At 70.3% G+C, this 12,961-nt stretch carries 8 protein-coding genes and 1 pseudogene; 6 read left to right on the top strand and 3 right to left on the bottom strand.

Annotation, left to right across the window (positions count from 1 at the left end; translation table 11 throughout):
* Positions 1-28: 28 nt before the first annotated feature.
* Positions 29-478 (bottom strand): VOC family protein, encoded by a 450-nt coding sequence (locus ACIREI_RS05270; RefSeq protein ID WP_403327528.1) that lies wholly within the window; start codon positions 476-478, stop codon positions 29-31.
* A 622-nt stretch (positions 479-1,100) separates the two neighbouring features.
* Here ACIREI_RS05270 and ACIREI_RS05265 point away from each other — a divergent pair.
* Positions 1,101-4,100, top strand: a complete 3,000-nt coding sequence (locus ACIREI_RS05265; RefSeq protein ID WP_403327526.1) for a bifunctional [glutamine synthetase] adenylyltransferase/[glutamine synthetase]-adenylyl-L-tyrosine phosphorylase — start codon at positions 1,101-1,103, stop codon at positions 4,098-4,100.
* Positions 4,101-4,416: 316 nt separating this feature from the next.
* Here the strand turns inward: ACIREI_RS05265 and ACIREI_RS05260 are convergent.
* Both ACIREI_RS05260 and ACIREI_RS05255 read right to left on the bottom strand, forming a co-directional pair.
* A pseudogene (locus ACIREI_RS05260) lies at positions 4,417-5,262 on the bottom strand (phosphatase PAP2 family protein); the annotation flags it as partial.
* A gap of 142 nt (positions 5,263-5,404) precedes the next feature.
* The gene (locus tag ACIREI_RS05255) at positions 5,405-6,439 is read right to left on the bottom strand and encodes a LacI family DNA-binding transcriptional regulator (protein ID WP_403327524.1); all 1,035 of its coding nucleotides are present in this window, start codon (positions 6,437-6,439) and stop codon (positions 5,405-5,407) included.
* 381 nt (positions 6,440-6,820) lie between these two features.
* Here ACIREI_RS05255 and ACIREI_RS05250 point away from each other — a divergent pair, with 381 nt between their 5' ends.
* The 5 genes from ACIREI_RS05250 to ACIREI_RS05230 all read left to right on the top strand — a co-directional run bounded on the left by ACIREI_RS05250 (position 6,821) and on the right by ACIREI_RS05230 (position 12,960).
* Complete coding sequence (locus ACIREI_RS05250) at positions 6,821-8,089, top strand: extracellular solute-binding protein (protein ID WP_403327522.1); 1,269 nt, start codon at positions 6,821-6,823, stop codon at positions 8,087-8,089.
* A gap of 102 nt (positions 8,090-8,191) precedes the next feature.
* A complete protein-coding gene (locus tag ACIREI_RS05245) occupies positions 8,192-9,196 on the top strand; it encodes a carbohydrate ABC transporter permease (RefSeq protein WP_403327520.1) in 1,005 nt (334 codons plus the stop codon).
* 13 nt (positions 9,197-9,209) lie between these two features.
* Entirely contained in the window at positions 9,210-10,115 is a 906-nt protein-coding gene (locus ACIREI_RS05240) for a sugar ABC transporter permease (RefSeq protein WP_403327518.1), read from the top strand.
* Between the two features lie 213 nt (positions 10,116-10,328).
* Positions 10,329-12,008 carry a glycoside hydrolase family 13 protein gene (locus ACIREI_RS05235; RefSeq protein WP_403328051.1) on the top strand — a complete coding sequence of 560 codons (1,680 nt, stop codon included), beginning with the start codon at positions 10,329-10,331 and terminating at the stop codon, positions 12,006-12,008.
* Positions 12,009-12,168: 160 nt separating this feature from the next.
* Complete coding sequence (locus ACIREI_RS05230) at positions 12,169-12,960, top strand: tetratricopeptide repeat protein (RefSeq protein WP_403327516.1); 792 nt, start codon at positions 12,169-12,171, stop codon at positions 12,958-12,960.
* The last annotated feature ends 1 nt before the right edge of the window (position 12,961 follow it).

The raw sequence follows: 12,961 nt of genomic DNA, 5'->3' as shown, positions 1-12,961 counted from the left end.
TCGGCCCGAAGCCGTAGGACGTGCCGGCCTACCGCTGTCCGGCCGCCAGCTCCCCCAGCAGCTGGTGCAGCGGCTCAGTCGCCCGGCGCCGGTACTCCTGGATCGACCACCCGTTGCCATCGGGGTCCTTGAAGTACATGAACGTGGCGCCGTCGTCGGGGGAGTACTGGACGGGCTCCGACACCTCCAGCCCCCGCTCCACCAGCTCCGCCCGCGCCGCCTTGATGTCGGCGACGCACAGCTGCAGACCCTGGTAGGAACCGGGCTCGGGCGTGGTCTCGCCCTTGGTCAGGTCCCAGATACTGTCACCGAGCGCGATCGAACAGCCCGAGCCCGGAGGCGTCAGCTGGACGATCCGCATGCCCGGCATGACCTCCTGGTCGATGTCGACGTGAAAACCGACCTTGTCCCGGTAGAAGTCGCGGGCCCGGTCGATGTCGCTCACGGGCAGCGGGATCACTTCGAGCGTGAAGTCCATGGCTAGTCCTCCAAGGTGACGGGTCCGGCGGAACGACTCCCCCTCACCGAAGCGGAAAACGATGCTCTGCGCCACCGAGAACACCAGGTTCCGCCCGTTTCCCGGCACCGGCGCCGACGCGACCCTGCTGGGGGCTGCCGCCCCCAGACCCCCGCTTCGGCCCTGAACGGGCCTCGTCCTCAAACGCCGGACGGGCTGGAGTGCCTGGACCGGCGTCGAGGGGTGAAGCCCCTGGGGGTGGGTCGCGCGGCCCGGCGCTGGCGGGGTGCCGCTGCGCCCACCCGTGCCGCCCCAGCGGCACGACTGCCCGCAGCTACGCGGCTGTGGCCGGCCGGGAATGGCGCGTACCCCCACGGGCCCGCGGTCGCGTACGGCGGGAAGGGGACGGGTCGGGGGGTGTCCGCCCGCAGAGTCCGGTGTCAAGACACGGCACCTCCAGCCCAAGGCCCACCACCGGACCGAGGACGGACACCCCCCGGCCCGGCCCCGACCCACCACACCACCCAAGGCGCTACACGCACCCCCACCGAACAGCAACGGGCCGCCGCAGGCACCCCACCCAAGCCCAGCGCAGCGGTTAGGCTCAACCGCAGTACGACCTTGATCGGACAGGAGGCCGAACATGACGGCGCCGGGACGCAGGAGCAGTACCTTCACACGGCTGCTGCGGCACGGATTCACCGACCCCTCGGCCGCCGAGCGCCTCCTGGACAGCGCCGAGGTCGCGCCGATCAGGAACGACCCGGTGCTCCTCGAGGCCCTGGGCGCCACCGCCGACCCGGACCTGGCCCTGCAAGGCCTCGTACGGCTCCTCGAAGCACAGCCCGACCCCGTCGCCCAGCGGGAACTGCTCGACACGGTGATAGCGGCCAAGCCCCTGCGCGACCGCCTGCTAGGCGTACTCGGCGCCTCCGCCGCGCTCGCCGACCACCTCGCCCGGCACCCGAGCGACTGGCAGGCGCTGGTCATGTACGAGCCGAGGGACCTGCACCCCGAGGTGGAGGAGTTCGAACGCGGCCTCGCCGAGGCCACCGACCCGGTGTCACTGCGCGTCGCCTACCGCCGCTGCCTGCTCTCCATCGCAGCCCGCGACGTCTGCGGCACCACCGACGTCGCCCAGACCGCCGCCGAACTCGCCGACCTCGCCACCGCGACCCTGCGCGCCGCACTCGCCATCGCCCGCGCGGCGGCCCCGCAGGACGCCGCGCAGTGCCGGCTCGCGGTCATCGCGATGGGCAAGTGCGGGGGCCACGAGCTGAACTACGTCTCCGACGTCGACGTGATCTTCGTGGGCGAGGCTGTCGACGGCGCCGACGAGGGCAAGGCACTGCGGTCCGCCACCAAGCTCGCCTCGCACATGATGCGGATCTGCTCCGAGACGACCGTCGAGGGCTCCATCTGGCCGGTCGACGCCAACCTCAGGCCCGAGGGCAGGAACGGCCCTCTGGTACGCACACTCAGCAGCCACCTCGCCTACTACCAGCGCTGGGCCAAGACCTGGGAGTTCCAGGCACTGCTCAAGGCACACCCGGTCGCGGGCGACATCGAGCTGGGCGAGGAGTACGTCGCCGCGCTGGAGCCCCTGGTCTGGAAGGCCGCCGAGCGGGAGAACTTCGTCGCCGACGTGCAGAAGATGCGCCGCCGGGTCGTCGAGAACATCCCCGTCGCCGAGCTGGACCGCCAGCTCAAGCTCGGCCCGGGAGGCCTGCGCGACGTCGAATTCGCCGTACAGCTGCTGCAGTTGGTGCACGGCCGGGACGACACGTCCCTGCGCAGCGGCACCACCCTGGACGCCCTCAGCGCGCTCGCCGCCGGCGGCTACGTCGGCCGCGCCGACGCCGCGCAGCTCGACGCCGCCTACCGCTTCCTGCGCTCCATGGAGCACCGCATCCAGCTCTACCGCCTGCGCCGGACGCACCTGGTGCCCGAGGACGAGGCCGACCTGCGCCGCATCGGCCGCTCCCTCGGCCTGCGCACCGACCCGGTCGCCGAGCTGAACCGCGAATGGAAACGGCACGCGAGCGCCGTACGGCGGCTGCACGAGAAGCTCTTCTACCGCCCGCTGCTCGACGCGGTCGCCCAACTCGCCCCGGGCGAGGCCCGGTTGAGCGCCGAGGCGGCACGGGAACGGATGATCGCGCTCGGGTACGCCGACCCCGCCTCCGCGTTGCGCCACCTGGAGGCGCTGGCCTCCGGCGTCACCCGCAAGGCGGCCATCCAACGCACCCTGCTGCCGGTCCTGTTGGGCTGGTTCGCGGACTCGGCGGACCCGGACGCGGGTCTGCTGAACTTCCGCAAGGTGTCGGACGCGCTCGGCAAGACCCCGTGGTACCTCCGGCTGTTGCGGGACGAGGGCGCCGCCGCCGAGAACCTCGCCCGCGTCCTGTCGGCGGGCCGCCTCGCCCCGGACCTGCTGATGCGGGCACCGGAGGCGGTGGCGCTGCTCGGGGACGGCGACGGCGGCACCGGTCTGGAGCCGCGCTCGCGCAGCCACCTGGAGCAGGAGATCCTCGCCGCGGTGGGCCGCGCGGACGGTGCCGTACAGGGGGTCACGGCGGCGCGCGGCGTGCGCCGCCGCGAGCTGTTCCGTACGGCCGCCGCCGACATCGTCGACTCCTACGGCACCGAGACGAAGCCCGCCGAGGCCGACCAGGGCGCCCTGGTCGACCGCGTCGGCGCCGCGGTGTCGGACCTGACGGCGGCGACACTCGCGGGCACGCTGCGGGCCGTCGTCAGGGAGGGCTGGGGCGACACGCTCCCCACCCGTTTCGCGATCATCGGCATGGGCCGCTTCGGTGGGCACGAGCTGGGCTACGGCAGTGACGCGGACGTTCTGTTCGTGCACGAGCCGCGGGACGGCGTGGAGGACCAGGAGGCCGCGCAGGCCGCGAACCGGGTGGTCGCGGAGATGCGGCGGCTGCTGCAGATCCCGAGCTCGGATCCGCCCCTGCTGATCGACGCCGACCTGCGGCCGGAGGGCAAGTCGGGGCCGCTGGTGCGCACGCTGAAGTCGTACGAGGCGTACTACCGCCGCTGGTCCCTGGTCTGGGAGTCGCAGGCGCTGCTGCGGGCCGAGGCGGTGGCCGGGGACGAGGATCTGGGGCGCCGTTTCATCGAACTGATCGATCCTCTGCGCTATCCCGCGGAGGGACTCGGAGACGACGCCGTGCGGGAGATCCGCCGGCTGAAGGCCCGTATGGAGTCCGAGCGCCTTCCGCGCGGCGCCGACCCCAAGCTGCACACCAAACTCGGTCCCGGCGGGCTCTCCGACGTCGAGTGGGCCGTCCAGCTCTTCCAGCTGCAGCACGGCTGGGTCGAGCCGGGTCTGCGGACGACGCGGACGCGGGACGCCCTCGCCGCCGCGTGTGCGGCCGGGCTCATCCCGGCCGAGGAGGCGGCGATCCTCGACGAGGCGTGGGTGCTGGCGACACGGGTGCGCAACGCCGTGATGCTCGTGCGGGGGCGGGCCGGCGACACGTTCCCCTCGGACGCTCGTGAGCTGGCGGCCGTGGGGCGCTACCTGGGGTGCGAGCCCGGTCACGTGGGCGACATGCTCGACGCGTATCGGCGTACGGCGCGGCGGGCTCGGGGTGTGGTGGAGGAGCTGTTCTACGGCGCGTGATGCCTCCGGCGGTTGCGCGGGGTGCCTGCGGCGGCCTGTGTGGGTGCCTTCGGCGGTTGCGCGGGGGGCCTGCGGCGGCCTGTGCGGGTGGGTGGGGGTGCGCCTCGATGCCTGCGGCGGCCTGTGCCGGTTCGGTGGGGGTGCGCGTCGCGCCTAGGGGCGGGTGGTGGGGCGGGGCCGGGGGGGGGGGGGGGGGGGGGGGGGGGGGGGGGGGGGGGCGGGGGGGGGGGGGGCGGGGGCGGGGGGGGGGGGGGGGGGGGTGGGGGAGGAGGTGCTGTGTCTTGACGCCCGACTCTGCGGGCGGACACCCCCCGGCCCGTCCCCTTGCCGCCGTGGGCGACTGCGGCACCAGTTTCGGCAGGGCGTGCGGCAGCGCCCCGTACCAGAGGCGGGCCACTGTGAAGCCGAAGGTCAGGCACAGGATGCCGCCCACCGCGTCCAGCCAGAAGTGGTTGGCCGTGGCGACGATCACCAGGAGGGTCACTGTGGGGTAGAGGAGGCCCAGGACGCGGATCCAGGGGATTTTCGCCAGGGCGAAGATCGTCAGGCCGGACCAGACGGACCAGCCGATGTGCATCGACGGCATGGCGGCGTACTGGTTCGACATGTTCTTCAGGTCGCCCGAGGCCATCGAACCCCAGGTGTCGTGGACCAGCACCGTGTCGATGAAGGCGGTTTTGGTCATCAGCCGTGGGGGAGCGAGCGGGTACAGGTAGTAACCGATCAGGGCCACGCCTGTGGTGGCGAACAGGACCAGGCGGGTCGCCGCGTAGCGGCCGGGGTGGCTGCGGTACAGCCAGACCAGGACGGCCAGGGTGACGATGAAATGCAGCGTCGCGTAGTAGTAGTTCATGCCGACGATGAGCCAAGTCACCGAGTTCACGGTGTGGTTGATCGACTCCTCGACGGCGATGCCGAGGTGGTGCTCCAGCTGCCAGAGCCAGTCGGCGTTGCGCAGGGCCTCGGCCCGCTGTTCCGGTACCGCGTTGCGGATCAGTGAGTAGGTCCAGTAACTCACCGCGATCAGCAGGATCTCGAACCAGAGGCGGGGGCGGCGAGGAGTGCGCAGGCGGCGCAGGGGGCTCCGCCCCGTCTCGTCCGCGACGGGGGGCGGAACGGCCGCTTCCCGGCCTTCCAGTGTCGTCACGGTGGTGTCACCCATGGGCACAGAGTCTGCCAGAAAAGACTTCCCCGACCGATCATCCTCCGGTCGGGCTCGGGGTGCACGTTGTACGGCGGGCGGACAGCTCCGGTCTCCTGCCGACGCAGTGCCGGATGCGGGGATTCTCCGCCTTACGGACGACTTAGGGATGGTTCCTGTTACCTGGTGCCGAAGCTGTCGAACCGCGCACCACCAGCTCCGGCATGAACACGAACTCGCTGTGGGGGGCCGGCGTCCCGCCGATCTCTTCGAGGAGCGTGCGTACCGCGGCCTGGCCCATCGCCGGGACCGGCTTGCGGACCGTGGTCAGGGGAGGGTCGGTGAAGGCGATCAGGGGGGAGTCGTCGAAACCGACGACCGAGATGTCCTTCGGGACCTCCAGGCCGCGCTGCCGGGCCGCCCGTATCGCACCCAGCGCCATCATGTCGCTGGCGCAGACGACCGCGGTGCAGTCGCGGTCGATGAGAGCCGTGGCGGCGGCCTGGCCGCCCTCCAGGGTGTACAGGGAGTGCTGGATCAGCTCGGTCTCTATGACGTGCGCCGGCAGGTTGAGCTGCTCCTGCATCGTGCGGACGAAGCCCTCGATCTTGCGCTGGACCGGGACGAAGCGCTTCGGGCCCAGTGCGAGGCCGATGCGGGTGTGGCCCAGGGAGGCGAGGTGCGTGACCGACAGGTTCATCGCGGCGCGGTCGTCGGGGGAGATGAAAGGTGCCTGGACCTTGGGGGAGAAGCCGTCGACCAGGACGAAGGGGACACCTTGGGCGCGCAGGCGTTCGTAGCGCTGCATGTCGGCGGTGGTGTCCGCGTGCAGGCCCGAGACGTAGATGATGCCGGCCACTCCGCGGTCGACGAGCATCTCCGTCAGCTCGTCCTCGGTCGAGCCGCCCGGGGTCTGGGTGGCCAGCACCGGGGTGTAGCCCTGCCTGGTCAGCGCCTGGCCGATGACCTGGGCCAGCGCCGGGAATATCGGGTTCTCCAGCTCCGGGGTGATCAGGCCCACCAGGCCCTCGCTGCGTTGTCGCAGCCGCACCGGGCGCTCATAGCCGAGCACGTCGAGTGCGGCCAGTACGGACTGGCGGGTGGTGGCGGCGACGCCCGGCTTGCCGTTGAGGACGCGGCTGACGGTCGCTTCGCTCACCCCCGCCTGAGCAGCGATGTCGGCAAGCCGTGTGGTCACGCCACTGGACTGTACCGGCCGCATGTCGCCTTGCACACCAATCGGACGCCTGGGGCGACCGGTTGGCCGGCCCGGTCCGGGTTGCTGCGTCATCGCGCTCCCTCGTGAAAGTGGTAGCAAGAGCTTGCAGAGTCTTGCACAAGTGGGTCGCGTGGCGCTCCACCCTTGTAAAGAAGCGTCTCACGCCGGTCGCCGACTGGTCACGCACGGATAACTTCGGAGACCTCTTGCACTTTTTTTCTGCAAGGTCTTTCGTAAGTCTTTCAACGCTGTTACGTTCACGTCGCCCGGCGGCCGCAACGGCGCAGTCGGCAGACGGCAGGGACAGGCAGACGGGGCCGTCCTTGTCACCACACGGGCTTTCACCCTCAAGGAGATCTCATGCGGCGTGGCATAGCGGCCACCGCGCTGGTGGCGTCCCTCGCCCTCGCGGCGACGGCCTGCGGCGGAAGTGACAGCGGCGACAGCGCCGACGGGCCGGTCACCATCACCTGGTGGGACACCTCCAACGCCACCAATGAGGCGCCGACGTACAAGGCCCTGATCAAGGAGTTCGAGGCCGCCAACAAGGACGTCAAGGTCAAGTACGTCAACGTCCAGTTCGACCAGGCGCAGAACAAGTTCGACACCGCCGCCGGCTCCAAGGGCGCCCCGGACGTGCTGCGCTCCGAGGTCGGCTGGACCCCCGCCTTCGCCAAGAAGGGCTACTTCGCGCCGCTGGACGGCACCGAGGCCCTCGCGGACAAGGACAAGTTCCAGCCCAACCTGATCGAGCAGGCCCAGTACGAGGGCAAGACCTACGGCGTCCCGCTGGTCACCGACACCCTCGCCCTGGTCTACAACAAGGCCCTCTTCGAGAAGGCCGGCATCGAGGCCCCCAAGACCTGGGACGACCTGAAGAAGGCCGCCGCCACGATCAAGACGAAGACCGGCGTCGACGGCTACTGGGGCGCGGTCGACCCCTACTACGCCCAGCCGTTCCTCTACGGCGAGGGCACCGACACCGTCGACGCCGCCGCCAAGAAGATCACCGTGAACTCGGCCGCGGCCAAGAAGGGCTACAGCACCTACCTGAGCCTCTTCGACGGCAAGGGCCTGCACAAGGCGGACACCACCGCCGAGGCCTACGCGCACATCCAGGACGCGTTCATCAACGGCAAGGTCGCCGCGATCATCCAGGGCCCGTGGGAGATCACCAACTTCTACAAGGGCTCCGCGTTCAAGGACAAGGCCAACCTCGGCATCGCCACCGTCCCGGCCGGCTCCACCGGCAAGGCGGGCGCCCCGACCGGCGGCCACAACCTCTCCGTCTACGCCGGCTCCGACGAGGCGCACCAGAAGGCGGCCATGAAGTTCGTCAACTTCATGACCTCCGCCAAGAGCCAGACGCAGATCGCGCTGAAGAACTCCACGCTGCCGACCCGCGACGACGCCTACACCGCCGAGGTCAAGGCCGACCCGGGCATCGCCGGCTTCCAGACGGTCCTCCCCGCCGCCCAGCCGCGCCCGGAGCTGCCCGAGTACAGCTCCCTGTGGGGCCCGGTGGGCACCGAGCTGCCCAAGATCGTGACGGGTAAGGAGTCCCTGGACAAGGGCCTGAGCAACGCTGAGACCGCCATCGCCAAGCTGGTGCCGGACTTCAGTAAGTAAGCCCCGAGCGGCCGCCGGATCCCCCGACCATGGGGGGAGGGATCCGGCGGCCATCGGCCTGCGAGCCGTACACCCCTTGAACCTCCCAGAAGGTGTCGAACCATGACAGTCGCCATCGACCGCGCGACCGGCAAGCGCCGCGGTGACCGGCCGCAACGCCCCGGTCTCGGGCAGCGCCTGAAGCACGGCTACCAGAAGCACTGGTACGCCTACGCGATGATCGCCCCGGTGGCGGTCGTGCTCGGTGTCCTCGTGCTGTACCCCCTGGTGTACGGCCTCTACCTCACGCTCACCGACGCCAACAGCCTCAACACGGCGCGCACGATCGGCGTCAACCACATCGACGCCACGTACAAGTTCATCGGGCTGGACAACTACGCCGACATCCTGTGGGGCGACACCGCGTACGACCGCTTCTGGTCGCACTTCATCTGGACGATCGTGTGGACGGCCGCCTGTGTGGCCCTGCACTACGGCATCGGACTCGGCCTCGCCCTGCTGCTCAACCAGAAACTGCGCGGCCGTACCTTCTACCGGCTGATCCTGATCCTGCCGTGGGCCGTGCCGACCTTCGTCACCGTCTTCGGCTGGCGGTTCATGCTCGCCGACAGCGGCATCATCAACAGCTTCCTGGGCACCCTCCATCTGCCGACACCGTCGTGGCTGGAGGACACCTTCTGGCAGCGGTTCGCCGCGATCATGGTCAACACCTGGTGCGGTGTGCCGTTCATGATGGTCTCGCTGCTCGGCGGCCTGCAGTCCATCGACTCCTCGCTGTACGAGGCCGCCGAGATGGACGGCGCCAATGCCTGGCAGCGGTTCCGGTACGTCACCCTGCCCGGGCTCAGGTCCGTCAGCTCCACCGTCGTACTCCTCGGCATCATCTGGACCTTCAACCAGTTCGCCATCATCTTCCTGCTGTTCGGCGACACCGCCCCAGACGCGCAGATCCTCGTCACCTGGGCGTACTACCTCGGCTTCGGACAGCAGCCGCGTGACTTCGCCCAGTCGGCCGCGTACGGCATCCTGCTGCTGGCCATCCTGATCGTCTTCACCTCCTTCTACCGCCGCTGGCTGAACCGCAATGACCAGCAGCTCGCGATCTGAGGCAGGAGCTCCCATGAGTACGACCACCGTTGAGAACTCCGCCACCGTGGGCAAGGAGCGCCCCGAGGCCCCCCGGAAGGTGCGCGGGCGCGAGGAGCGCGGCCCCCTCGCCTCGCTCCTCTCCCACGGCATCCTGATCGTCGCGAGCCTCATCGCGCTGTTCCCGATCGGCTGGCTGGTGTTCCTGTCCCTCGGCCCGGACAAGGACGACTACCTTCACCCGGGCGGTATCTGGGACAAGATGACGCTGGACAACTACGCGTTCGTCCTGCAGCACACGAGCTTCTTCGACTGGCTGAAGAGTTCGCTGATCGTCTCCCTCGGCACCACCGTGGTCGGCGTGTTCGCCGCCGCCACCACCGGCTACGCGGTCTCCCGCATGCGGTTCCCCGGCTACAAGAAGCTCATGTGGATGCTTCTGGTCACCCAGATGTTCCCGATCGCCGTACTCATCGTGCCGATGTACCAGCTCCTCGTCGAACTCCAGCTCATCGACACCTACCTCGGGCTCATCCTCGTCTACTGCGCGACCGCGGTCCCGTACAGCGCGTGGCTGCTCAAGGGCTACTTCGACACCATTCCGTTCGAGATCGACGAGGCGGGACGCGTCGACGGACTGACCCCCTTCGGCACGTTCTTCCGGCTGATCCTGCCGCTCGCCAAGCCGGGCCTGGCGGTCGCCGCGTTCTACAACTTCATCACCGCCTTCGGTGAAGTCGCCTTCGCCACGACGTTCATGCTCGACGACCAGAAGTACACGCTCGCGGTCGGTCTGCAGAGCTTCATCAGCGAGCACGACGCGCAACGCAATCTGATGACCGCGGCGGCGGTGCTGATCGCGATACCGGTGTCGGCGTTCTTCTACCTCGTGCAGAAGAACCTGGTGACCGGCCTCACGGCGGGCGGCACCAAGGGCTGACGCCGGTTCGGCAGCGCCCCTTCAGGGGCGCGGGGCTGCATCGATGTGCGGCTCCGCCGGGTGGGCGCGACCAGCCACGACGACGCCGCACGATACTCACCTGCCCCATCACCCTCAGACCCGAGGCGGCCGCGGTGTCCATCCGACCCCGCTGTCACCGCGGCCGCCTCGCCGCTCGACGCCCCCATGACCCACTTACGTATCAAGGACGCCATGAGCCAGCAGCACTACGCCACCGCCCCGGCACAGACTCTCGCCAAAGCCCAGCGCAGCGACTGGTGGCGGGACGCGGTGATCTACCAGGTCTATCCGCGCAGCTTCGCCGACAGCAACGGCGACGGCATGGGCGACCTGGAGGGCATCCGCTCCCGACTGCCGTACCTGCGCGACCTCGGCGTGGACGCCGTGTGGCTCAGCCCCTTCTACGCCTCCCCGCAGGCCGACGCCGGCTACGACGTCGCCGACTACCGGGCCGTGGACCCGATGTTCGGCAACCTGCTGGACGCGGACGCGCTGATCCGTGACGCGCACGAGCTGAACCTGCGGATCATCGTCGACCTGGTCCCGAACCACTCCTCCGACCAGCACGAGTGGTTCAAGCGGGCCGTGGCCGAGGGCCCCGGCTCCCCGCTGCGCGACCGCTACCACTTCCGCCCCGGCAAGGGCGAGAACGGCGAACTCCCGCCCAACGACTGGGAGTCGATCTTCGGCGGCCCGGCGTGGACGCGGGTCACAGAACCCGACGGCTCGCTCGGGGAGTGGTACCTCCACCTCTTCGCCCCCGAACAGCCCGACTTCAACTGGGAACACCCGGCGGTCGGCGACGAGTTCCGCTCGATCCTCCGCTTCTGGCTGGACATGGGCGTCGACGGCTTCCGTATCGACGTGGCGCACGGCATGGTCAAGGCGGAGGGCCTGCCGGACATCGGCGGCGCCGGCGATCAGCTCAAGCTGCTGGGCAACGATGTCATGCCGTTCTTCGACCAGGACGGCGTGCACGCCATCTACCGCCAGTGGCGGCTCATCCTGGACGAGTACGCGGGCGAGCGAATCTTCGTCGCGGAGGCCTGGACGCCGACGGTCGAGCGCACCGCGAACTACGTTCGCCCGGACGAGCTCCACCAGGCCTTCAACTTCCAGTACCTGGGCACGGACTGGGACGCGGCGGAACTCCGCAAGGTGGTCGACCGCACCCTGGACGCGATGCGCCCCGTCGGCGCCCCGGCCACCTGGGTCCTGTCCAACCACGACGTGACCCGCCACGCGACGCGCTTCGCGAACCCGCCCGGCATGGGCACCCAGATCCGCGAGGCGGGCGACCGGGAGCTGGGCCTGCGCCGGGCGCGCGCGGCCACGCTGCTGATGCTGGCGCTGCCGGGATCGGCGTACATCTACCAGGGCGAGGAACTGGGCCTCCCGGACGTCGTCGACCTCCCCGACGAGGTCCGCCAGGACCCGGCCTACTTCCGCGGCGAGGGCCAGGACGGCTTCCGCGACGGCTGCCGCGTGCCGATCCCGTGGACGCGGGAGGGGGCGTCGTACGGCTTCGGCAGTGGCGGCAGCTGGCTCCCGCAGCCCGCGGGCTGGGGGGAGCTGAGCGTCGAGGCCCAGACCGGTACGGCGGGTTCGACCCTGGAGCTGTACCGCGAGGCCCTCTCCGCCCGCCGCTCCCACCCCGACCTGGGCGCCGGCGAGTCGGTGGAGTGGCTCCGCGCCCCCGAGGGCGTCCTCGCCTTCCGTCGCGGCGAGTTCGTCTGCGTCGCGAACACGAGCGGCGAGTCGGTGACCACCCCGTCGTACGGCCGGGTCCTGCTGACCAGCGGTGAGATCACCGAGGCGGACGGCGAGACGAAGGTCCCGTCGGACACGACGGTGTGGTGGACGACGGCCTGACCGTCCCACCAGGTTTCCAGGGCCCGTTGCCTCTCCAGGCGGCGGGCCCTGACCTGTTGGGGAACCCGGCCGGGGCGGTGCCACCCCGGTGCCTCACGTAATCTCTCAGCTCGTGGAGATCGCACGGATGATCAGGGGCCGCTCGTGGGAGAGGGCAGCCGTGCAACGCCTCGACCGGCTCTGGCAGGAGGGCGAGTACGAAGAGCTGGAGGCCCAGGCCAGGGAGTTCGCGGCCGAGGCGGGGCGGCTGCGCGGACGGGGCCGACGCCTCGCGCTCGGGTGGTACGCCAGAGCCATGGCGACGGGGGCGGCGTGTGCCCACGGACGCGGGGCGCGGGTGCTCGGCGAGCTGGAATCCCTCGCGGCAGAGCTGCGTGAGGCGGACGGGACGCCGATGCAGGAACTCCTGCTGATGCTGCGGTGCAACCGCATGGTGATCCTCAACGACGAGGGGCGCCACGCCGAGGCCGAGGCGGAAGGGCTGGACATATTGCGCGGCGTGACCCGGCTGAAGCATCTCACCTCGGTGTGGGGCATCGAGCTGTCCGTGCTGGACAACCTGGTTTCCGCGCTGTGCGGACAGGGCCGCCACGAGGAGGCCGAGGCCATCGCCCGCGGAAACCTTCCCCGCGCCGAGGGGAACACACTCGCCGCACTGCAATGCGGCCTGGTGCGCAGCCTGAACGGCCAGGGGCGGTACGACGAGGCCCTCACCGAGGCACGCCGGTACAACCCGCCCTGGGTACGGGGGCACAGCGGGGGCCTGGGTCTGGTCACGGCCGTGGCCCTGCACGGTCTGGGCCGACGAAGCGAGGCCGAGGCGGCGGCGCGGCAGGCCCTGACCGACTGCGAGCGCTTCCTGCACCCGGAGCACCCCCGGATCCGCAGAGCCCGCACCCTGCTGGCCGAGATCACCGCCAACGACCCGCCGGCCGAAAAGGCCGCTCCGTGAT

The sequence above is a fragment of the Streptomyces sp. NPDC093591 genome, assembly GCF_044764885.1.
Lineage (GTDB): Bacteria > Actinomycetota > Actinomycetes > Streptomycetales > Streptomycetaceae > Streptomyces.
The sequence above is the reverse complement of the archived record's forward strand: the minus strand, read 5'-3'. Positions and strand labels throughout refer to the sequence as shown.